Consider the following 21,247-nt stretch of genomic DNA (forward strand, 5'->3'; position numbering starts at 1 on the left):
CGGAGGACGACGACGGCGGGCCGTCCCGCCGTCGTCGTCCGTTTGGTGCCGCTTGCGGCGGATTTCCGCGGGAAAACGAAACGGGGGCACCCCGAAGGGTGCCCGCCGTAACTTAGCCGCGGAAACCGTCCCTAGTGGGCGGCCGCGGGCTCCTTCATGACGGACTTGGGGTCGGTCAGCTTCTTCTTCGGCAGCGCGAAGCTGATGAGGAAGGCGACGCCGGTGAGGATGGCGGCGGTGAGCATGACGGCGTCGATCGACTGGGCAAAACCCTCCGTGATGGGCCGGGTGAGCACCGGGTTCGCGGAGTGCAGCCAGCTGGTGTCGTTGAGGGAGTCGTTGCTCGCGCCGTTCTTGAAGAAGTCGTAGAGCTTGGCGTTGGCAGGGTCAGCGGCGACGGCGGGGTCCTGGAGGACCTTGAGGTAGTCGGCGCTTTGCATGGCGTCCTTCATGCCGTCGGCGATCTTGTCGGCGGCCAGGCTGAACAGCATGGAGATGAAGACGGCCGTTCCTACGGCGCCGCCCATGGACCGGAAGAACGCGGCGGTGGAGGTGCCCACACCCATGTCCTTCGCCGGGACCGAGACCTGCATGGCGAGGGTGAGCGGCTGCATGCAGAAGCCCAGGCCCAGGCCGAAGAACACAGCGATCAGGCCGGGGACCCAGAGATCGGTGTCAGCACCGAGGGACACTCCCATGACGATGGCAGCGGCGGTCAGGATGGCGGTGCCGAGGATGGGGAAGATGCGGTAGGTGCCCGACGCCGAGATGGTGCGTCCGGCGGTGATGGAACCGGTGAGGATGCCGATGGTGAAGGTGATCATCATCAGGCCGGCTTCGGTGGGTGTCAGGCCCTTGACCAGCTGCAGGTACATGGGCAGCATCGCGATGGCGCCGAACATGCCGATGCCGATGATGAAGTTCAGCAGCGAGGACAGTCCGAAGGTGACGTTCCGGAAGAGGCGCAGCGGGATCAGCGCGTAGTCGCCGGCGCGGCGCTCGGCCAGCAGGAACGCAACAATGCCGATGATGCCCAGGCCGTAGCAGATGAAGGAGTTGGCAGACGTCCAGCCCCAGCTGCGGCCCTGTTCGGCGACCAGCAGCAGCGGCACGATGGCCAGGGTGATGGCCGCGGCCCCCCAGTAGTCGATCCGCTGCTTGACGTGCTTGGCGGGCAGGTGCAGGTAGAGGAACACCACCACCAGCGCGGCCAGGCCGATGGGCAGGTTGATGAAGAAGACCCAGCGCCAGCCATCGAAGCCCAGGATGTTCTGGGAACCGGCGAAAGCGCCGCCCACCACCGGGCCGAGGACCGAGGAGATGCCGAACACGGACATGAAGTAACCCTGGAACTTGGCCCTGTCCTTGAGCGGGACGATGTCGCCGATGATGGTCAGCGCCAGGGCCAGCAGGCCGCCGGCACCCATGCCCTGGATGCCGCGGGCGATGGCCAGCCCGGTCATTGAGTGCACCGAGCCGGCGTACAGCGAGCCGGCCAGGAAGATGACGATCGCCGCGAGGTAGAGCGGGCGGCGGCCGAAGATGTCGCTGAGCTTGCCGTACAGCGGCGTGGTGACCGTAGAGGTGATGAGGTACGCGGTGGTGGCCCACGCCTGCAGGGACAGCCCGTCCAAATCATTGGCAATGGTGTAGATCGACGTGGACACGATGGTCTGGTCCAGCGAGGACAGGAACATGCCGAGCATCAGCCCCACCATGACGGTGATGGTCTGCCGCTGCGTCAGGGCCTCTCCGGGTGCGGGTCCTGCGGTGGTTTTGGACATGGCTGCTCCAGGGTCAAGAGAAAGGGGGATCGCATTTGATAGTTGCTTTCAGTAACTATGTTACTTGCTGCTTTGTTCCCCGGAGCAACGGAAATTTTTACGTGCCTCAGCGCTCGACCAGGATGCCGTCCGGGTCGCACCAGATGGTGGCGCCGGTGCGGATGGTCACGCCGTCGATCAGCACGTCCACGTCGGTTTCGCCCGCGCCGGCCTTGGCACTCTTGCGCGGGTTGCTGCCCAGGGCCTTGACGCCGAGGGGCAGTTCCGCAATCGCCTCACGGTCGCGGATGGCGCCGTTGATGACGACGCCGGCCCAGCCGTTTTCCACGGCGCTCGCCGCGATCAGGTCCCCCATCAGCGCAGTCCGCAGGGAGCCGGCGCCGTCCACCACCAGCACCGCCCCGTTGCCCGGGGTTCCGAGGATGCCCTTGACGAGGGCGTTGTCCTCGAAGCAGCGCACGGTCCGGACAGGGCCGCTGAAATGGGTGTGGCCGCCCAGGGACTGGAACTGCAGGGAGATGGAGTTAAGTTCCTCACCGCGTTCGTCGTAGAGGTCGGCGGTATTGACGGCGGCATTGGCAGGCGAAGCGGTCATTGGTTCTCCTTAGCGACTATCGGTGGGCTGGTAAACCTAATTATCATCCGCACGGCCTCCACGTCTTGCCGCCCGGCGCATAGCATCGCGGGCCGGTATAGCCCGCGTACGGGTCGCTGACGGGTGGTGCCGGAGCAGCCGGCGGTGCGTATGCCGGCGGAGTGTAGACAGGTGGAGCCGGCGGAACGTAGACAGGAGGCAGGTTCCTGATGCGCTCGGCCTCGGCGGCGGCGGCCGCCTGGGCATCTGCCTTGGCCTTGGCTGCAGCTTCAGCCGCGGCCTTCGCCGCTGCCGCCTTAGCTGCGGCTTCAGCTTTCACCCTGGCGGCCTTCGCTGCTGCTGCGGCTTCAGCGATGCTTTTCTTCTTGCTCCTGATTGCTGCCTGACGTGCATTCGCCGCTGAAGCTGCGGAGTCCAGTCGTGAAACGAGCGCATTCAGCCTGGATGCCTCGTACGCGGCCCAATGGACCTTGTCTTTAGCCGCTGAAGCTGTCTTGAGCGCAGCAATTGTCGCAAGAGCAGTCACCAGGCCTGCATTGGATTTATCGAGTGCTGACGTCGATTCCGAGACGGGGAGGGCAGTGATCGTTTCCACCGCTGCCACTGCTCTCTCAACCTGCTGAGCGGGCAGGCAGGCGAGATCTGTGGAGTTTAGTCCGATGGCGCGGCTACGGGCCTGTTCAAAGGCATCCACAACAGCTGGATAGAACTTGCGGTTCGGCTCAATGAGGACGGGAACGCCCAAGCCTTGGCGCGCGACTTCGGCATTGATCAAAGTTCCTTTTGCATCGTAAACGCCGGCCAGTGTCCGTCCATACTTGTCGGTCGGCTCTTCGTCGAGCTCCAGCCGCACCGATGATCCGACCGGAAGGAGTTCTTCCAGAGCGGCAGTAGCTTCGGGCCCCAAGCACTCCACCGGCGCGTTCGGGTCCTTCGTTTCCGGTGTATCTACGTTGAGCAGGCGAATGGTCTTCTCCCCTGCAGCGGTCGTCGCCACGAACGTGTCTCCATCGATGACACGAATGACCGTAGCCTCGTTGGCGGAAGGGTTCTGGCTGGCGTTGGAGGTCGGCTGCGAGTTATTGCCGGTGCATGCCGTGAGCGCCAGCGCGGCTACGGCCGCAAGCGAGGCGGATCTGAGCAGGACGGTACGTCCTGCGTTTTGTGATGACAAGGTGCATTCCCCCATGGAATGAGTGATGACTGTTCTGCCGGAAATACCCCCGTGGCAAGAGGCTGGCTGAGGGCATTCTATTACCGCAATGAACGAGCTTTTAATCGTGCCAGAGATAGTCTGATTCCATCGTCATGATGTTCGAGGGGGAGACCGCTGTGAGCCTGTCCGACACACCCGGTGCGGTACCCGACCCCGGGCTGGTGCGCACCACGCGCTCCGCCGCGCTCGCTGAACCGACCGAGCGCGTCCGGCCGCTCTGGATCACGGGCGTGGTGCTGGTCAATCTGGGCATCAACGCGGCCTTTTTCGGCCCCATCCAGGTTCTCCTCGCCCAGCAGTCCGAACATTTCGATCCGGGGCAGAAGGAAGCCATCTTCGCCCTCGTGAACGGTGCCGGCGCCGCTGTGTCGATGGTGGCCAATCCGCTCTTTGGCGCCTTCAGCGACCGCACGGCGTCCCGCTTGGGCCGCCGTGTGCCGTGGGTGCTGGCAGGCGCCGTCCTGGGTGCCGCCGCGCTGGTGGGCCTGGCGGGCGCGCCGAACGTCGCGGTGATGACGCTGATGTGGTGCCTCGTCCAGGCAGGCTGCAACGCCGCTTATGCCGCGATCTTCGCCGCTGTTCCGGACCGCGTCCCCGTCCCGCAGCGCGCGACCGTGGGCGGACTCGCGGCCATGGGGCAGACGGCCGGAATACTCGTTGGTGCGGTGATTGGCGCCGCTGTCAGCGGAAACTACGCGCTGGGCTACATCATCTGTGCGGCCGCCCTCGTGGCCGGCGTGGTGATGTACCTGGTCAAGAGCGACGACAGCCCCCTCCGGGTAGGGGCTGCCCGGCCGATGAACTGGGCCGAATTCCTGCTGGGATTTATCAGGCCGCTGCGGCACCCGGACTTCGCCTGGGCCTGGACCACGCGGCTGCTGGTCAACATCGGCAACCACATGGTCACTCTGTACCTGCTGTTTTTCCTGGCGGACGCCGTGCACCTGAAGGAAACCACGGGCCTGGAACCCGCCTTCGGCTTTCTCGTGCTGACCGGGCTGTACGCCGTGTTCGTGATCATCAGCAGCCTGGTGGGCGGCAGGCTCAGCGACAGGACGGGCAAACGCAAGCCCCTGGTGATCGCCTCCTCCGCGATCATTGCGCTGGCGTCACTGATCCTCGCCTTCGCGCCGACATGGACGGGCGGCATCGTCGGCGCGTGCGTGCTGGGCGTCGGGTTCGGCGCGTACCTCGCCGTGGACTTCGCGCTCATCACCCAGGTGCTTCCCAACGCCGCCGACCGGGGCAAGGACCTTGGCGTCGTCAACGTCGCCAGCTCCCTGCCGCAGGTCATCGCCCCGGTGATCGCGTGGCCGTTCGTCACCATGTGGGGAGGTTACGTGTCTCTCTACGTCGCAGCCGCCATCATCGGCTTGCTGGGCGCCGTTTTCGTGGTGAAGATCAAGGGTGTTGACTAGGGTCAGCGCCGGCCGGGCTCCCAGGAAACCCAAAGGGTGGGTGCCGTATAGTGGAGTGCGAATCGCGGCAGGACCGGGAATGGGGCTCTTCCTGACTGCACCAGGAATCTCAACCTCCGGACTGATGATGCTTGACTCTATGCCTGATCTTCCGCCCATGGCCGCCCCGCCTTCCCTTCCCCGGCAGCTGCGCCGCTATAACCGGATCCTCGAGGTTGCCGCCAGCTTTGCCCGCAAGGGCCTCAACGCCGTAACCCTCTCGGAGGTAGCTGCCCAAGCCAACGTTCCGCTCGGCACCCTGTACCGCTACTTCCCCTCCGTCACCCACCTGATGCTGGCCCTGTACCGGCACCAGCTCGGCGAGCTGAAGACGGGGACCGGGCCGGGGGCCGTCCGCATTCATGCGCTCTCCGGGGTGGCGATGGAAATTTTCCACATGCGCGTCATGCAGCCAGCGGTCGAACAGTGCCTGAGCCAAGGCGTGTACCTCAAGGACCGCGACACCACCGGCCTGCTCCGCGAGATCGATTCCCTCGCGGAACGGGCCGTGACTGCCGTGTGCGGCGAACAGGCCATTGCCCGCGTTCTGCTGCTGACTGTTGCCGGTCTAGTCCAGTCCGTCCGGTGCCGGCGGCTTTCCCTCTTCGAGGCCGAGGAAGACCTCAAGAAAGCCTGCACGCTGCTGATGCCGGCGCCCCGTTTGGCACGGAATAGCGCGTAACCGGTCTAGACCAGTAGGTCATAAAAGGGTCCAAAAATGGTGAAATGAGCCACAAACAGGCACAAAATCTGCTTTATCCGGGCTGAAGCGGCGCTTTTGGCACTGAGCGGGCCTTTGTCCTGTCTAACATGGCACTACCGGAGTGGCCAGTACCCCGCACTTCCCCAGGCTTTCCGGCGGAACCCGCCACCCTTGGGCCGCCAGCAAAGCGCGTACCTGACCAACTTGAGCCCGACTGCTCGAGCCATCTGTGCCGTGCGCCCACGGCTAGCCACAGGAGACAACGACGTGTCCACTGAAACCATCGCTCCGAACGACACCAGCGCAGCCGCAGAGCTGACTGACCAGGAAATTTTCGCTGCCCACGAGGGCGGCAAGCTCTCCATCGCCAGCACCGTCCCCCTCAGCAACAAGCGCGACCTTTCCATCGCCTACACGCCGGGCGTTGCCCAGGTCAGCCGGGCCATCCACGCTGACCCGGAACTCGCCAAGAGCCACACCTGGGCCCAGCGCCTCGTCGCCGTGGTCAGTGACGGCACTGCCGTCCTTGGCCTGGGAAACATCGGCGCCAGCGCATCGCTGCCCGTCATGGAGGGCAAGTCCGCCCTCTTCAAGGCATTCGGCGAGCTGGATTCCATCCCGCTGGTCCTCAACACCACCGACGTCGATGAGATCGTGGAAACCCTCGTCCGGCTGCGTCCCAGCTTCGGCGCCGTGAACCTTGAGGACATCGCCGCCCCGCGCTGCTTCGAACTCGAAGAGAAGCTCATCGAGGCCCTGGACTGCCCCGTCATGCACGATGACCAGCACGGCACCGCCGTCGTGGTTCTCGCCGCGCTGACAGGCGCCGCGAAGGTGACCGGCCGCGGGCTGGAGGAACTCCGCGTGGTGATCTCGGGGGCCGGTGCTGCCGGCATCGCCATCGCCGAAATCCTGCTCACCGCCGGCATCGAGGACGTGGTGCTGCTCGATTCCCGCGGCGTCATCAACTCCGAGCGTGCCGACATCGCCGCCGATCCCGCCAGCAAGAAGGCCCAGATGGCGCAGCGCAGCAACCCGCGCGGCATCTCCGGGGGTCCCGGCGAGGCGCTGCTGGGAGCGGACGTCTTCGTCGGCGTCTCGTCATCCAAGCTGGACGAGGAGCACCTGAAGCTGATGAACCACAGCTCCATCGTGTTCGCACTCTCCAACCCGGATCCCGAAGTTCTGCCTGAGGTCGCGTCCAAGTACGCCGCTGTGGTGGCGACCGGCCGCAGCGACTTCCCGAACCAGATCAACAACGTCCTGGCGTTCCCCGGCATCTTCCGCGGCGCCCTGGACGCCGGCGCACGCCGCATCACCCCCGCCATGAAGGTTGCAGCGGCCCGCGCCATTGCCGAGCTGGCGGATGACAAACTGTCTGCGTCCTACATCGTGCCCAGCCCGCTGGATCCGCGAGTGGCACCGGCCGTCACGGCCGCGGTTGCCGCAGTAGCCGCAGCCGAAGCCAACTAAGGCTGCAGTTACAGGCCGGCTGAAGCGCCGGCCGGGAACGGGCTGACTCACGGTCCGACGGCGGTGCCTCCTTTGCGTGGGAGGCGCCGCCGTCGTCGTTCCCCAACTCAACCGTTCCCTAGGCTGGCCCTTCCCTAGACTGGCCCTTCCCTAGACTGGGGTGATGAACGCGCAAACCCTTGTGACCATCCTGTGCGGCCTGGCCATCCTGGTTGGCGTGGCCGGCACCGTCATCCCGGTCCTGCCGGGCAGTTTCCTGATCGGCCTGAGCCTGCTGGCCTGGGCCATCTGGGGCGGCGAGGGCGTGACCGGCTGGGTGGTTTTCGCCGTCGGCATGGTGTTCGTTCTGGCGGGCATGGCGGCCAGCGCCGTCCTCGCCGGCCGCAAACTGAAGGAGCACCGGATTCCCAGCCGGAGCGTCGCCGTCGGGGTGGTGCTGGGCATTGCCGGCATGTTCGTCATTCCCGTGGTGGGCCTGTTCGTTGGCTTCGCGGCCGGGCTGCTGGTAAGCGAGATCCTGCGTACCCGGAATGTCGGGGCTGCGCTGACGTCCAGCTGGGCCGCGCTCAAGGCGACGGGGCTGGGCATGCTCGCGGAGTTCGGCCTGGCCTGCCTCGCAGCCAGCACCTGGGTGGTGGGCGTCTGGGTGGGCGCCGCTTCGGCCTGATTCGCTCCCCCGATTAGCATGGAGGAATGAGCGCGGGGCAGTTTCCAGGACCGATCTACCGCGACACGCGCGACCTCACGCCGTTCGGCTGTGGCAAGGTCCGCACGCCGGTCCGCGAAGTGGCCGAGGGCATGGGCGGACTCATCCACGGCATGCTCGGCGGCGGTGACTCGCGGATCAGCGTGGACGGCAGCGTCCCGCGGCTCAAGCTGCTGCCCGGAAAAGCGGCCCGCACCGTATACGACGCCATCTTTTCCAACACCGACCCCAACCGGCTCATTGCCGCCGGCCGCGCTTATCCCGGTTGGGCCGGACTGTGCTGTGTGATGGCCGGTCTCCTCGCCTACCGGCAGGGCGGCTACCTGCGGGCCGCCGAGCTCCTGCAGCGCGGGCTGTCCATCAGGAACGACGACGAAGCCAACCAGTTTGCCGCCAGTTACCTCACGCGGGTGGTCACCCGGGTGGAGGTGGCCGAACGCATCGTGGTTCCGGTGCTGTTCAGCGAGGAGTCGGTTTTCCTTGCGCTGTCCCATTCCCTGCGGGAAACGGGACAGACCGAGGCGGCCCTGGAAACGCTGGTTCGGCTGCCGCCGTCATTGCCCACTGCGCTGGCGAGGTGCGCACTCGCTGCCGCCCTGGGCCGGGACCAGGAGGTGGTTGTCTGGACCGAGGGGCTGATGAATGCCGACGACCTCTCCGCAGCACTGCTCCTGGTGCGTGCGCGTTCCCTGCGCCGGCTCGGCGCCCACGCCCAGGCCCAGCAGGCACTGAAGGAGGTCCTGCGCCGGCCGAAGACCAGCATGTCCCTGCGCAACGACGCCCTGACGGACCGTGCGCTGATACTGCTGGACAACGGACGCAAGTCCCTCAACCCGCGGGAGTGGCAGCGCGGCAGGCAGGCGGAGCTCGAAACGTTCGAGGTCATCCGCAAGGACATCGAGGCGCGCCGGGCGTGGGAACAGAAGTGGAAGCAGTTCGGGGGCGACTGAGGCCCCATGCTGCCGGCTCTTGTGGACAGCCCGGCTCTTGTGGACAGTTGGGGGCCGCGATACAACGGAGCCATGACTGACGCAATCCGGCAGTGGATGGACAAGTACATTGCGGCGTGGACCTCCAACGATCCCGGGGACATCGGGGCGCTGTTCACCGAGGAGGCCGTGTACGCCACACGGCCCTACGACCCCGACCCGTGGCGCGGCCGCGAACAGATCGTGGAACGCTGGATCGGTTCCGCGGACCAGCCGGGGGAGTGGAGGTTCGAGTGGTCACTGCTGGGCTCCGACGGCGATCTGGCGTTTGTGCAGGGCCGCACCACGTACCTTGATGACCGCCCCAACTACGAGAACCTGTGGGTGATCCGGCTCGATGCGGACGGGCGGGCGTCAGGCTTTACCGAGTGGTTCATGGAGCAGAAGATCTGACCCTGGCCGAGCCGTCTGACCTAGCCGAGCCGGGTCAGCTGCGGAAGCAGCTGTTCTGACAGCAGCGCGATGCCGAGGACAACCATGATGATGCCGCTGGCCAGCGTGACCCGCCGGGCTGCCGTGGGCCGGGACTGCAGGAGCTTCCGCGAGAGCAGCGCCACGCAGGTGTAGACAAGGGCCGCGAGCAGCACGAAGGTCAGGCCCAGCAGGCCGGATTGGACCGGCACCGGCAGCGGCGCGTCGGCGCTGACGAACTGCGGCACGAGGGCCAGGAAGAACAGCAGTCCCTTGGGGTTGATGCCGCTGGTGCCTACGCCCTGGAGGAAGGAACGGAACTGGTTCCGCCCCGGATTTCCGACGGCGGCCCCCGGGCTGAAGCTTGCACTGCGCCATGAGCGGATGGTGACGGTTCCGAGCCACAGCAGGTAGACGGCGCCGGCCACTGTGATCCAGCCCAGCAGGCCCGGCATGCTGGCCAGGACGGCGGCAAGCCCGGCAACCATAAGCACGGTGTGCAGCACGTAGCCGCTGCACAGGCCCGCGACCGCGGGCACAAAACTGCGGCGCCCGAGGCCGGCCGTGATGGAGTACGCCCAGTCCACTCCCGGGGTGCAGGCCAGGGCGGCTGCCACCACGATAAAGGCGAGGAAAAGCTGGGGGTTCATGGGCGGGCTCCTGCGGTTTTGGCTGTACGAAAAGCGTAGGCAAAAAGCCGCCGGAGGTGCTTTCAAATTTCGCGCGGATCGCGGGTGGGGGAGTAATATCTTTGCGTGATAGATCACGTTGACAGAAATATTTTGCGCCACCTCAAGGAGGACGGCAGAATCACTGCCACGGCGCTCGCCGCGAAGGTGGGCCTGACCGTGGCACCCTGCCACCGGAGGCTGCGCGACCTGGAGCAGTCCGGCGTGATCCGCGGCTACAAGGCGGACATCGACCCGGCCGCCGTCGGGCTTGGCTTTGAGGCCATCGTGTTCGTGACCCTCCGCCAAGTGGACCGGCCCACGATGGAGATCTTTGAGAACCGCGTGGCGGAGAACCCGAACATCGTGGAGGCGCAGCGGCTCTTCGGTTCCCCCGACTACCTGCTGAAGGTGATCGCGGCGGACCTGCCCTCCTACCAGCGCTTTTACGACAGCGAGCTGACAGTCCTGCCGGGGGTGGAACGCCTGACTTCAACGCTGGTGATGAAGAACCTGAAATCCAACGCCGGCCCGCCGGTGTGACCCGGTTTCCAACAGCGCGAAGGGACACTTGTGGCCCCTGATCCGGGTGGATCAGGGGCCACAAGTGTCCGCTCGCGCTGGACTGGCTCCCCTGCTCAGCGGGGGTTCAGCACGACGTTCTGGAAGGCGCCCTTCCCGGTGCCGGTGTGGAGCCACATGGCCCCGTCGGCCGACACGGAAACGACGTTCGGGTTGCCCGTTCCGGCGAAGCGGCCCACGCTGGCAAACGTGGTGAAGGCATTCCAGCCGGTTCCCAGCAGTGTGCGGGGGAGGAATCCGGAGGCGCCGCTGCCGGGGTAGAGCCAGAGGGAGCCGTCCGACGCGCGGGCCATCAGGTCGGCTTTTCCGTCGCCGTTGAAGTCATTGCCGGCGACCACCTGGCTGAAACCTGCCCAGCCGGAACCGATCTGCTTCCGGGCGAGGAAGCCGCCTGTCCCGCTGCCGGGGTAGAGCCACAGCTTGCCGTCCGGGGTCTGGGCAATGACGTCCGTCTTACCGTCGCCGGAGAAGTCGCCGGGAGCGATGATCCGCGAGAAGGCCTGCCAGCCGCTGCCGACCTTTTTCGGGGTCTGGAAGAGCCCCGTTCCGTTGGTGGGGTAGAGCCACAGCGAGCCGTCCGGTTTCCGGGCCAGGAGGTCAGGGCCGCCGGCGCCGTTGAAGTTGCCGGCGGAGACCACCTGGTCGAAGACCTGCCAGCTGGTGCCGATCTGGCGGGTCGTGCGGAAGCCGCCCGAACCGTTGCCGGAATAGAGCCGCAGGGCTCCCTGGGTCGTGCGTGCCAGGAGATCAGGCTTGCCGTCGCCGTCGAAGTCCCCGGCCTCCCATACCTGGCTGAAGCCGCCCCAGCCGGTGCTGATCTTCAGCTTGGTCGCGAAACCGCCGGTGCCGTTGCCCGCGTAAGCAGTGATCGCCCCGGTGCTGCTGGCCGAGAGAATATCCGTGAGCCCGTCGGAGGTGAAGTCCTGGCCGGCGATCAGCTCGGTGCTGGGCCATCCGCTCGCCAGCGTCCGGCGTGCCAGGAAGCCTCCGGCGCCGTTGCCCGGGTACAGGTAGACGGTTCCGGTGCTGGAGCGGGCGAGCAGGCCGGGGCCGGTGGCGAGCCCTCCCGCCGCGCTGACGGCGGTGAAGCCCTGCCAGCCGGAGCCGATCTGCCTGGCCGCCAGGAACCCGCCGGTGCCGTTGCCCGGGTACAGCCACAGCGTTCCGTCGGTACGCATGGCCAGCAGGTCGGCCCGCTTGTCGCCGCTGAAATCACCGGGTGCGATGATGCGTTTGAAGCCCTGCCAGCCGGACCCGATCTGCGTGCGCGGCAGGAAACCTCCGGTGCCGTTGCCCGGGTACAGCCACAGTGCGCCGTCAGACGTCCGGGCCATGAGGTCCGTCTTCCCGTCGCCGTTGAAGTCGCCGTTGCCCAGGACGGTGTTGAAGATGTCCCAGCCCGAGCCGATCTTCACGGCCGTTCCAAGCTTGTTGCCGCCCAGGCCGGGGAAGAGCAGGAGCGAGCCGTCGGCTTCCCGGGAGACCACGTCAGGCCGTCCGTCGCCGTTGAGGTCACCCGCAGAGAACTGGATCTTGCTGTGCAGGGCGGGGTCGGCGTCGATGGTCACGGTGGCGGAGGTGGCCGTGACGGAGTTGACGGTGACCCGGGTTCCCGCATGCGTCCTGAAGGTGCTGCCCGCCTGCCAGGTGTGGTTGGTGGCGTAGTACCCGCTGAAGGGGATGGTGGAAGGCATCAGCACCAGAGAAGACGTGGGCGTGGCGCCGCCCCGCTGGACCACCTTCACGCCGCGGTTGCCCGCGGGGCCGCTGGCCAGGTAGGCGTCATAGCCTGCCGGCTGCCGGAGTTCCAGGTAGTAGACCTCCTTGCTGACCGGGTCGGTAAATTTCACCGCACGGTAGGCCAGGCTCGTGTTGCCCCACGGCTTCAGCGTGTACGTCTTGACGCCTGTGGCGACGCCGAGGTCGCGGATGTCCGTGGCAGCGCCCAGGCCCTTGGCGTCCCAGAACGGCGAGCTGATCACCGGCATGTTGTAGCTGGACAGCCCCATGATGTCGGTGCTGTCGCCGTACTCCCGGAGGTAGCAGGATGAATCGGTGAACTGGCCCGTGCCTGTGACGCCCACATCCGAGACGCCGCTGCCGCACTGCAGGGCATCGGCGTGCATGGAGCCCAGGACGTGGCCGAACTCGTGGGCGAGAACACTGTTGGTGAAGCCGCTGATCTGCGGCATCAGCACCCGTCCGCTGTTGCCGGTGCTGCTGAAACCGGCGCCCAGGGCGCCGCCGCCGAGCGTGGCGCTGGGAACGAAGATCACCAGGGCCTTGTTGGGGCTGTACGTCCACTTCAGCTCGGTGGTGATCCTGTTGATCATGTCGTAGTAGGAGTCCGTCGACTTCGCCAGGGAAGTGCGGTTGATGACGGTCAATGCGGGGTCCACTGTCATGGATATGCGGCCGCCGGACATGGCCTTCCAGTAGCTGCTGGTAGCCACGATGGCACGTTTTGCCGCCTCGATATCAACGGTGCTGGTCCCGGTGTCCGAGAGCTTTACCGTGACGAGCTTGACGGAGAGAGCGGCGGTTGCCGTACCGCCGGCTTCGGCCTGCAGGGCCAGCCCGGCCGGCGGCCCGTCCATCGGTACGCCCGGTGCGGACTCGTACCCGTGGTGTTCCTGTTCCGAAGCTGACTCGACGGGCAGGGACGTGCTGTTTCCGGCAGGATCTGTAGCCGCCAAAGCGGAGCCAGGCAGCGAGACGAGGCCCGCGGCGAGAACCAGCAAGCCGGTGACCGACGCGATTGAACGGGAAAAAGAGCGCATTGAGTTCCTAATTGAGACCGACCCCCCGGCGGAGACCCTGGGTGAACAACGCATCCGCCGACTGCCCAACGCTGCGGCGGATGCGGAATCAGGCTACTGCTGCCACCGCAGGACAGCCGCCGGAATATCCGCAGTTTTCCCCAATGATTTGCGCAGTATCGGTGGGGCGACTCCGACGCTCGAATTCAGTCCTCTAGGAGGCCGGTTGTCCGGTACGGAATCACCTCGCGCAGGAACATGCTCGTGGACGTCCGGACGATTCCCGGGCACAGCCGGATCTCCTCGGAAACCCGGTACAGGTCATCGGGGCTCGTCGCCACCACGCGGATCAGCAGGTCCGTATCACCCGCCGGGGCATGGCACTCCAGCACCTCGGGGATTTCGCGCAGCGCAGCGATGGCCTCGTTGAGATGGCTTTGGTCCAGTTCGGCACTGACTGCCGCCGCAACGCCCCGGCCCAAGGCCGCCGGCAGCACGCGGCTGCTGTTGGGCCGCAGGGCGCCTGACGCCGTCATCCGCTCCAGGCGTGACTGCACCGTTCCGCGGGCCAGGCCCAGCCGCTGCGACAAGACCATGATGGGCAGCCGGGGATCCTCGTCCAGGGCAGCAAGGATTCGCCTGTCGGTGGAGTCGAGCTGCTGCAATCTGATCACTTCCTGTCCGGTTTCGGAAGGGGCGAGTGGTCAGATTGACCAGTCTGTCCCATGCCCGTTGCGCCTACTGTAGGTCTTCTGCTCAGATAGTGGCAACGCAGGCGGTGGTTACCCCCACAGCCGGCAGGCTACAGGTACCCGGCACACCACCCGGCGTCCCTGGACCACGCTTCCCGCAAGGACGCAGCCGCTGATTGACACTTGTTCACGCATTCGTCTTTCCGCAAGAAGTGCCTCGCTTTCCACGACGGCGACCCCCTGACGGGGTTTCGTCCGGGACAGGCACGGCAAGAGCCCCTGAGCCACCGATTCCCGGCCAACGCCCGGAGTGCGCGGTAGCTGAGGGGCTCTTGTGGTGTTCGGCATAGGGTGGAGGGCATGACACGCGCTGGCCGCTTCGCCCCCAGCCCGTCCGGCGAGCTGCATGTGGGGAACCTCCGGACGGCAATCCTTGCCTGGCTTTTTGCCCGCTCCACCGGACGGCGGTTTCTGCTGCGCGTCGAGGACCTCGACCGCGCCCGGGCCGGGGCCGAGGCAGTGCAGCTGCGTGACCTGGCCGCCGTCGGAGTGACCTGGGACGGTGCCGTGGTGCGGCAGACGGACCGCGAACCGTTGTACACGGCTGCCATCGGACAGCTGGCGGCGGCGGGACTGACCTACGAGTGCTTCTGCACCCGCCGTGAAATCCAGGAGGCCCCGTCCGCCCCGCACGCGCCGCAGGGTGCGTACCCCGGAACATGCCGGGACCTGTCGACCGCGGAGCTGGAGTTCAAGCGGTCCACCCGCCCGGCTGCCATCCGGCTGCGTTCCGCGGCAGCTGAATGGACCGTGCAGGATGTGCTGCACGGGGCATTCACGGGAATGGTGGACGACTTCGTCCTGCGCCGGAACGACGGCGTAACCGCGTACAACCTGGCCGTCGTCGTGGACGATGCCGAGCAGGGCATAGACCAGGTGGTCCGCGGGGACGACCTCCTGCCGTCCACGCCCCGGCAGGCATACTTGGCGGCTCTGTTGAATATTCCCGTGCCGGAATACGCGCACGTGCCGCTGGTGGTGAATGCCGACGGCGTCCGGCTGGCGAAGCGGGACGGGGCGGTCACGCTTGGTGACCTGGCCGCCGTCGGAATTCCGGCGCAGACCGTGCAGCGCGCCATCCTGGAGTCGCTGGGCCTGCCGGGACCATCCCTGGAGGCGGCCCTGGGACAGTTCCGACCCGCTGGCCTGCCCCGTGAACCGTGGGTGTGGACGGGGTTGTAGCTCCGCCGCCGCCTGCCGAAACCCGGCGGCGGAGAATCAGGCGGTCTTGTGGCGCTGCTCCAGCCGCTCCAGCGCCGCGTGCAGCAGGTCAGTGCTCCGGCGTTCGTCGATGACGATGGAAGCCGCGAGTGCGGCAACGATGATCAGCAGGCAGACCGGCACCGAGACACCGGCCGCCGCCAGCGCCACGCTGCCCGCGAGCACGACCACCACCCCGGTGGTCACGGCGATGAGGACGCGGTCCACGCACGTCATGACGCTGAAGAGTGCCGTCAGCGAGACCTTGAACAGCACCACCGGAACGGCGATGGTGGCCACTGCCGCGGCGGCACTGATGTGCGCGGCGTGATCGATGTAGTACGCCGCGACGTGCAGGCCCGCCCCGGTGGCGGCAATGGCGGCGAAGACGGGGATGTGCCCGTAGCCGAAGAAGTACGAGCGGTGCCGCTGCAGGTGCAGCGCCCGGCCGGCCGGCAGGATGAAGTAGATCCACCACATGCCGAAGGCCAGCGCGGTGCCCGCGAAACCCACCAGGGCCGCATCTACGGACCAGCCGTGGTTGGACACAATGGCCCGGAGCGTCTCCACCGCGCCGATCAGGCATTCGCCGAGCGCGATGATGGCCAGCAGGCCGTAGCGTTCCGCGATGTGGTGGGCATGCCAGGGGGTGGTCGCGTGCCGCTCGGCCCAGTAGGGGGTGGCCAGTTCCAGGACGTACAGCGGTGCGATCATCAGGAACGTGGTGAGTATGTCGGCCTGGATGAACAGCACGGCGATCCACCCGAGCTGGACCACTGCCAGGTACCCGGCATAACGCTGGCACGTTTTCCTCCGGGCGGGGTCCTGGCGGGCGGCCCGCAGCCATTGGGAAATCAGCGCCAGCCGCATGATGATGTAGCCGCCCACAATGACGGTGTTGTCCACGTGCTTCCCCTCCACAAGGGAGTGGAACATGGGTTCGATCCCCATTGTCAGGACCAGGACACCCACCAGCTGGACCATGGTGACAACCCGGAACACCCAGTCGTCGGTGTCGTAGGCGCTGGCGAACCAGGTGAAGTTGATCCAGGCCCAGATCACGGCAAACATCGCAAAGGAAAAACCGAGCAGCCCGGCGCCGAAGTGCGCTTCCGCGATCTCGTGCGCAAACTGGTTGCCGGCCACGCCGAAGGCGATCACGAACGTCAGGTCGAAAAAGAGCTCCAGAGGGGTGGCTGTCCGGTGCGGCTGGTGCGGATCGCGGCCGCCCATGCGCGCCACCGCGTGGCGGAGGGGATTAGAGGGCATGGGTCAAAGGTAGCGCGGGTTTCCGCAGCCTCCCTCCCGCCCGCCACAGCAGGGCAATATATGTCAGGTCGAATACGCTGCACAGGGCTCCGAGTCCCAGGATCAGCGCCGAGTTTCCGTACCCGCCGTAAACAATGGTGGGGGCAAGGGTGCCGACCCACTTGGCCACGGCGATGACGAGTGACTGGCCCCGGCCGCTGCCGCGTGAAACGAACATCGCTATGAACAGGCCCGACATCAGCAGGTTCTGCAGGAACGCGGCGTACTTGGTGGCCTCGTCCCAGCCGAACTCGGCCACGAAGAGCAGCTGCACCGCAAACGACGTGACTGCCAGTAGGACCGCCCAGCCCGCGAAGAGCGGCCGCGTGATCCACGGCGGCAGCTCGGCCCGTCCGAACCGGAGGAAGGTGTAGACGATGAGAACATCCGCCAGGCCCCAGACGACGTTGAAGACACCTTGCGCCGACAGGCCCGTTGCCACGGAGCGCGACGCGTAGATGGCTTCCCAGGCGAAGTTGAGCGCCAGGGCTGCCGCCGGGATGGCGTAGGTGCGTTCCCGGAAGCCCAGCCGGACCGCTTCGGCATACACGGCCGTCCAGGCCAGCCCGCTGACGATCGTGAGAAAAAGGATCACTGGCGCCCCTCCTTTATGCCCTCCGTGCCCGTTTCGACGGTACCCTGCCGATTCGACGTTCCTTCGCGTCTAACCGGCGCGGAACCGTCTAAATGGCAGGGTCGGAGCCTAGACCCGGCCGAGGGCGTCGATGTCTTCCAGGAACTCCTCGTGCACGTCGTCGCTGACGGTGGTGCGGGTGTCCGCGATGGCGTCGAGGTAGTCCTGGGTGGTGGGACCCTTCCTGGCCGCCTCGCGGACGGCAACGCCGCCAGCGGAAGCCAGCCCGCCGTCGTCGCCATTGCCGTATACAGACTTTTCCAGCGCCCGCTGCGAGGCACTGCGCGCCGCGAACTCGATGTCCGCCGGGGAGAAGCCCTTGGTGCGGTCCACGAGCTGCTCCACGTCCACGTCATCCACCACGGCGGCGGGAATGAAGCGCTGCCACATGGCTTCGCGTGCCTGCCGGTCGGGGAGTCCGATGGGGATCACGTAGTCGAACCGGCCGTGCCGCAGGAAGGCCGAGTCGAGGGCGCGGATGAAGTTGGTGGCGCACACCAGCAGGCGGCCGGGCTGTTCGCGGAAGGCCGGGATGATCTTGAGCAGTTCGTTGGTGACACCCTGCAGCGGCGACGGCGGGTCCCCGGCACGCTGGGAGGCGATCTCCTCGACCTCGTCGATGAAGACGACGGCGTGCTCGAGCTCCGAGATCTCCAGGAACGTCTCCCGCAGCGCGCCGGCCAGGCCCTTGGGGTCGGAGGCCAGCCGGGACGGAAAGACCTCAACGAACGGCCACTCCAGCCGGGAGGCGATGGCCTTGGCGAAGGTGGTCTTGCCGGTGCCGGGCGGGCCGAACAGAACCACGGCCCGCGGCGGCACCACGCCGAATTCGTCAGCGAGGTCGGCCTCGGCCAGCGGCAGCACCAGCCGGCGTTCCAGCAGTTCCTTCTCGCGGCGCATGCCGGCCACGTTCTCCCACAGGTCGCGGGCCAGGATGCGGCCGCCCAGCAGGCTGAGGGGCTCGAGCTCCTGGCGCTGGACCGGGATGGTGCGCTCGAAATACCGCAGGTTCTTCTTGAGCACGAAGCCACGGCTCAGGAAGGCCTCCACCCGGGTCTCGGACTCGGGCATCAGGGCGGAGAGCTTGTTCAGGCCGTGCGGGGCCATACGGTTTTCGACGGCGGCCAGCAGCGAGGTGCCGATCCCACGGCCGCGGAACTCGGGCAGTGTGGCCAGGAAGACCACCCAGCCCTGGTCATGTGCCGCGCGGCCGACGGCGGCGCCCACCACCTGCTCCCCCTGCACGGCGACCACGGCATGGTCCTTTTCACAGGAGGCCAGCACCTCGGAAAGCGCGTAGACAGGCTCGACGTTGGTGGCCTTCAGCGACTCCCAGAGGTGCAGGATGCCGTCCAGGTCCGCGGAGTGGAAGTCCCGGATCCGCCAGTTGGTCATGTGGTGTCTCCCGTGGTTCGTCGTTGAGCCAGTTCTGAGCTGCCTGGTAATCGGGCTGCTCAGCCGAGCATAGGCGATCGCGCGCCGGCACGGGGTTGCAGGTGCGTTGCGTTACGCCTGGCGGTCAGCGCGCGGGCGCGTCTGCGGCGTTGTTTCCGTCCCTGGCGGCGGCGCCCCTGCGGAAATGGTGGTTGCGGTGGTGCTCCTCCTTGGTGTGCACCACCAGGACGGGGCATTCGGCATGTGCCACGCAGGCGGTGCTCACCGAGCCGAGGTGCAGCCCCATGAATCCGCCGTGGCCCCGGCGCCCCACCACCAGCATGGCCGCTCCGGCCGCCGCCTCCACCAGCGTGGCCGGGGCCGGGCCGCGCACCAGCTCACTGGTCAGCGTCTCCGGAACGTCCGGGCCGAATGCCTTCTCGATGGATTCGGTGAGGATTTTGGCCGCCGAGGTCTCGAATGCCTCGAAGTCCGGCGGGATGTACCCGGCGTACATTTCCGGAAAGTGCCAGCAGGCCACGGCATGGACCCGGGCACCGAGGCCGGGTGCCAGCCGGGCCGCCAGCCGGAGGGCCTCCACGGAAGAGTCCGAGCCGTCCACACCAACCACCACTTTGCCTTCAGCATCCATCGTTGTTCTCCTTTGCACCATCGACTTTGCGACACTGGACTTTGCATGCCCGGCTGGACACCGCGGTCACGGGTCGGCAGTCACCGCCGCTGCAGCGGCTGCATCTGCAATCCCACCCCGGCAGCCGCGGCGTCCCGGAACCGGGCATCGATCTGCACTACGTCCCGGCCCGCACGCTGCAGCAGGCTGGCCGCGACTCCGGCGCGGTAACCGGTGGCGCAGTGCACCCAAAGGCACCCAGCGGGCAGTTCACCCAGGCGGTCCAGGAGCTCGTGAAGCGGGACGTTGATGGCACCCGTTATGTGCGATTTCGCGAACTCGTCGGTGCGTCGGACGTCAAGGATGGTGTCGCCGTCGGGCTTTTCATGGACGACGGCGGGCCAGCCGGCCCGGGGGTAGGAGGCAAGGGGAGCTCCCGGGGCGAGTTCGCCCGGCTCCGTTCCCACGGCGGCATCCGGGCGGTCGATGCCGATGCGGGAAAGGTCCCGGATGGCGTTTTGCAGGTCTTCGCGGCCGCCAACGAGCGTCAGCTTCTCGCCCCATGGCAGGACCCAGCCGAGGTATGAACTGAAGCTGCCGCCGGAGCCGTACTCGAAGCTGACGGTGCCCTGCAGGTGGTTGCTCGCGAACAGCATGCGGTGGCGCAGGTCGACTACCCACTCGCCCCTGGCCAGCCGCTTCGTCAGTTCCTCGGCGTTAAGTGACTCCGGCAGGCTGAGGTCCGCCGGCTCGGGGCCGGTCATGTTGATGGGGGCCATGTGCGCGTAATAGGAAGGGAAGGCGGAGAGGTTGGCCATGAGCTCCGCCGCGAAGTGCTCCGGGTCGGGATCCGCCAGTGCGTGGTTGGTTTCCTGCTGCTCTGCGATGGTTGACGCTTCCGTGCGGGTGGCCGGCCCGATCGAGCAGAACGAACCGAAACCGTGGGTGGGATAGAGGGCGGCGTCGGGGCCGGCTTCGGCCGCGAGGCGGTGGACCGAGGTGTACTGGGCCCGCGTCAGGCCGGCTGTGTCCCCGGGGCCGAGGAGATCGGTGCGGCCCACGGAGCCAAAGAGCAGGCTGCCGCCGGAGAACACGGCCCGGGCCCGGCCGTCGGTGACGATATAGGACAGGTGCGTGTGGGTATGTCCCGGAGTTGCCACGGCCCGGAGGGTGAGCCCGCCGATCTGCAGTTCCTGTCCGTCCGCCACCGGCTCGCGTTCATAGGCCACCGGGTCCGCGGCATTCACCAGGTACTTGGCGCCGTGGGCGCGGGCGAGGATCAGTCCGCCGGTGAGGTAGTCGTTGTGGACGTGGGTTTCGGCCACGTGCGTGATCTGCACCCCGGCCTTCCGCGCAGCCTCCTCGATGCGATCCGTGTCCCGCTGGGCATCGACCACCAGAGCCACGTGGCCGTCGTGGACCAGGTAGCTGCGGTCCCCGAGCTGCGGGGTTTCGATGACAACGACGTCCATTGATCCGGCCCTTCAACGCACCGGAGGGGCACCGCACATCGCGGGCCTCACCCCGGATGCCTCCATGGTAGGCCGGTGGGCGGCGAAAGGAGCCGGCCGGAGGTGAGCGCTTGTGCAGAAATGCGCGGGCAGGTGAAGCAGATGCCCGGATGAGGGCTCAGACTCGCAACGGAACGGGGTGCACCTCATCGGCGCGGTGCCCTGCCCGCTCGTGAATGCGCTGTACAGCCTCGGCCGAGGGCGCTTCCGAGAGGCAGTAGACAAGCCCCGACTCCGGATCCGCCCAGGCTGACTTGAAGTTGACCTTTTCGTCGTCCTGGATGGCGAGGTCCGCGTTGTGGGCTGCCAGCAGGTCCTCCTTCGTGATCCCCTTCATGTTGTGGTGGACATCCATGAATTCCGGCATGATGACGCTCCCTTGCGTTGGTTGTGGATCGGTGGTGTGCCCGGGGATGCGGCTGAGACTAGACCTGCCCCAAGCCGGCGTCAATAGCAGCCGGGAAGGGATGCCGGGTTAAGCGCGAACGGACACT

20 protein-coding genes are annotated in these 21,247 nt (G+C 66.8%); 8 read left to right on the forward strand and 12 right to left on the reverse strand.

The features are described 5' to 3' along the window. Window positions 1-131: 131 nt before the first annotated feature. From ACFUTU_RS05970 to ACFUTU_RS05980, 3 genes are all read right to left on the reverse strand, one after another. Window positions 132-1,784 (reverse strand): MDR family MFS transporter, encoded by a 1,653-nt coding sequence (locus ACFUTU_RS05970; RefSeq protein WP_377961916.1) that lies wholly within the window; start codon window positions 1,782-1,784, stop codon window positions 132-134. Between the two features lie 106 nt (window positions 1,785-1,890). Next, a complete protein-coding gene (rraA, locus tag ACFUTU_RS05975) occupies window positions 1,891-2,379 on the reverse strand; it encodes a ribonuclease E activity regulator RraA (RefSeq protein WP_377961919.1) in 489 nt (162 codons plus the stop codon). 43 nt (window positions 2,380-2,422) lie between these two features. Further along, window positions 2,423-3,553, reverse strand: a complete 1,131-nt coding sequence (locus ACFUTU_RS05980) for a thermonuclease family protein (RefSeq protein WP_377961922.1) — start codon at window positions 3,551-3,553, stop codon at window positions 2,423-2,425. 158 nt (window positions 3,554-3,711) lie between these two features. On the opposite strand from ACFUTU_RS05980, the gene ACFUTU_RS05985 reads away from it, so the two are divergent. The 6 genes from ACFUTU_RS05985 (at window position 3,712) to ACFUTU_RS06010 (ending at window position 9,316) form a co-directional block, all read left to right on the forward strand. Further along, the gene (locus ACFUTU_RS05985) at window positions 3,712-5,013 is read left to right on the forward strand and encodes an MFS transporter (RefSeq protein ID WP_377961923.1); all 1,302 of its coding nucleotides are present in this window, start codon (window positions 3,712-3,714) and stop codon (window positions 5,011-5,013) included. Between the two features lie 139 nt (window positions 5,014-5,152). Then, window positions 5,153-5,734, forward strand: coding sequence for a TetR/AcrR family transcriptional regulator (locus tag ACFUTU_RS05990; RefSeq protein WP_377961925.1), 582 nt, complete (start codon window positions 5,153-5,155; stop codon window positions 5,732-5,734). 288 nt (window positions 5,735-6,022) lie between these two features. After that, window positions 6,023-7,228: an NADP-dependent malic enzyme gene (locus tag ACFUTU_RS05995; protein ID WP_377961927.1), complete on the forward strand. Its 1,206-nt coding sequence runs from the start codon at window positions 6,023-6,025 to the stop codon at window positions 7,226-7,228. A 163-nt stretch (window positions 7,229-7,391) separates the two neighbouring features. Continuing rightward, window positions 7,392-7,895, forward strand: a complete 504-nt coding sequence (locus ACFUTU_RS06000) for a DUF456 domain-containing protein (protein ID WP_377961930.1) — start codon at window positions 7,392-7,394, stop codon at window positions 7,893-7,895. Between the two features lie 26 nt (window positions 7,896-7,921). Beyond that, on the forward strand, window positions 7,922-8,884 hold the full coding sequence (locus ACFUTU_RS06005; protein WP_377961933.1) for a hypothetical protein: 963 nt from the start codon (window positions 7,922-7,924) through the stop codon (window positions 8,882-8,884). A 72-nt stretch (window positions 8,885-8,956) separates the two neighbouring features. Next, window positions 8,957-9,316, forward strand: a complete 360-nt coding sequence (locus ACFUTU_RS06010) for a YybH family protein (RefSeq protein ID WP_377961936.1) — start codon at window positions 8,957-8,959, stop codon at window positions 9,314-9,316. Between the two features lie 20 nt (window positions 9,317-9,336). On the opposite strand, the gene ACFUTU_RS06015 is transcribed toward ACFUTU_RS06010, so the two are convergent. Continuing rightward, window positions 9,337-9,984 (reverse strand): LysE family translocator, encoded by a 648-nt coding sequence (locus ACFUTU_RS06015; protein WP_377961938.1) that lies wholly within the window; start codon window positions 9,982-9,984, stop codon window positions 9,337-9,339. A gap of 105 nt (window positions 9,985-10,089) precedes the next feature. Between ACFUTU_RS06015 and ACFUTU_RS06020 the strand changes: the two genes are divergently transcribed. Further along, the gene (locus tag ACFUTU_RS06020; RefSeq protein ID WP_377961941.1) at window positions 10,090-10,545 is read left to right on the forward strand and encodes an Lrp/AsnC family transcriptional regulator; all 456 of its coding nucleotides are present in this window, start codon (window positions 10,090-10,092) and stop codon (window positions 10,543-10,545) included. A gap of 95 nt (window positions 10,546-10,640) precedes the next feature. Here ACFUTU_RS06020 and ACFUTU_RS06025 read toward each other — a convergent pair whose 3' ends face one another. Both ACFUTU_RS06025 and ACFUTU_RS06030 read right to left on the reverse strand, forming a co-directional pair. Beyond that, complete coding sequence (locus ACFUTU_RS06025) at window positions 10,641-13,364, reverse strand: FG-GAP repeat domain-containing protein (protein ID WP_377961944.1); 2,724 nt, start codon at window positions 13,362-13,364, stop codon at window positions 10,641-10,643. A gap of 185 nt (window positions 13,365-13,549) precedes the next feature. Beyond that, window positions 13,550-14,008 (reverse strand): Lrp/AsnC family transcriptional regulator, encoded by a 459-nt coding sequence (locus ACFUTU_RS06030; protein ID WP_377961947.1) that lies wholly within the window; start codon window positions 14,006-14,008, stop codon window positions 13,550-13,552. A 387-nt stretch (window positions 14,009-14,395) separates the two neighbouring features. On the opposite strand from ACFUTU_RS06030, the gene gluQRS reads away from it, so the two are divergent. After that, complete coding sequence (gene gluQRS / locus ACFUTU_RS06035; protein WP_377961950.1) at window positions 14,396-15,277, forward strand: tRNA glutamyl-Q(34) synthetase GluQRS; 882 nt, start codon at window positions 14,396-14,398, stop codon at window positions 15,275-15,277. A 36-nt stretch (window positions 15,278-15,313) separates the two neighbouring features. On the opposite strand, the gene ACFUTU_RS06040 is transcribed toward gluQRS, so the two are convergent. The 6 genes from ACFUTU_RS06040 to ACFUTU_RS06065 all read right to left on the reverse strand — a co-directional run bounded on the left by ACFUTU_RS06040 (window position 15,314) and on the right by ACFUTU_RS06065 (window position 21,120). Further along, complete coding sequence (locus ACFUTU_RS06040; RefSeq protein ID WP_377961953.1) at window positions 15,314-16,564, reverse strand: low temperature requirement protein A; 1,251 nt, start codon at window positions 16,562-16,564, stop codon at window positions 15,314-15,316. Continuing rightward, window positions 16,554-17,198, reverse strand: coding sequence for a hypothetical protein (locus tag ACFUTU_RS06045; RefSeq protein ID WP_377961956.1), 645 nt, complete (start codon window positions 17,196-17,198; stop codon window positions 16,554-16,556). The genes ACFUTU_RS06040 and ACFUTU_RS06045 overlap by 11 nt, the downstream gene beginning before the upstream one ends. A 108-nt stretch (window positions 17,199-17,306) precedes the next feature. Continuing rightward, complete coding sequence (locus ACFUTU_RS06050) at window positions 17,307-18,632, reverse strand: ATP-binding protein (RefSeq protein ID WP_377961959.1); 1,326 nt, start codon at window positions 18,630-18,632, stop codon at window positions 17,307-17,309. A gap of 124 nt (window positions 18,633-18,756) precedes the next feature. Continuing rightward, a complete protein-coding gene (locus ACFUTU_RS06055) occupies window positions 18,757-19,263 on the reverse strand; it encodes a universal stress protein (protein ID WP_377961962.1) in 507 nt (168 codons plus the stop codon). Window positions 19,264-19,343: 80 nt separating this feature from the next. After that, window positions 19,344-20,714: a rhodanese-like domain-containing protein gene (locus ACFUTU_RS06060; protein WP_377961965.1), complete on the reverse strand. Its 1,371-nt coding sequence runs from the start codon at window positions 20,712-20,714 to the stop codon at window positions 19,344-19,346. 157 nt (window positions 20,715-20,871) lie between these two features. After that, on the reverse strand, window positions 20,872-21,120 hold the full coding sequence (locus ACFUTU_RS06065; protein WP_377961968.1) for an SCO4226 family nickel-binding protein: 249 nt from the start codon (window positions 21,118-21,120) through the stop codon (window positions 20,872-20,874). Window positions 21,121-21,247 lie beyond the last annotated feature (127 nt).

The sequence above is a fragment of the Arthrobacter sp. NPDC057388 genome (genome assembly GCF_042668165.1).
In the GTDB taxonomy this organism is placed as follows: domain Bacteria; phylum Actinomycetota; class Actinomycetes; order Actinomycetales; family Micrococcaceae; genus Arthrobacter.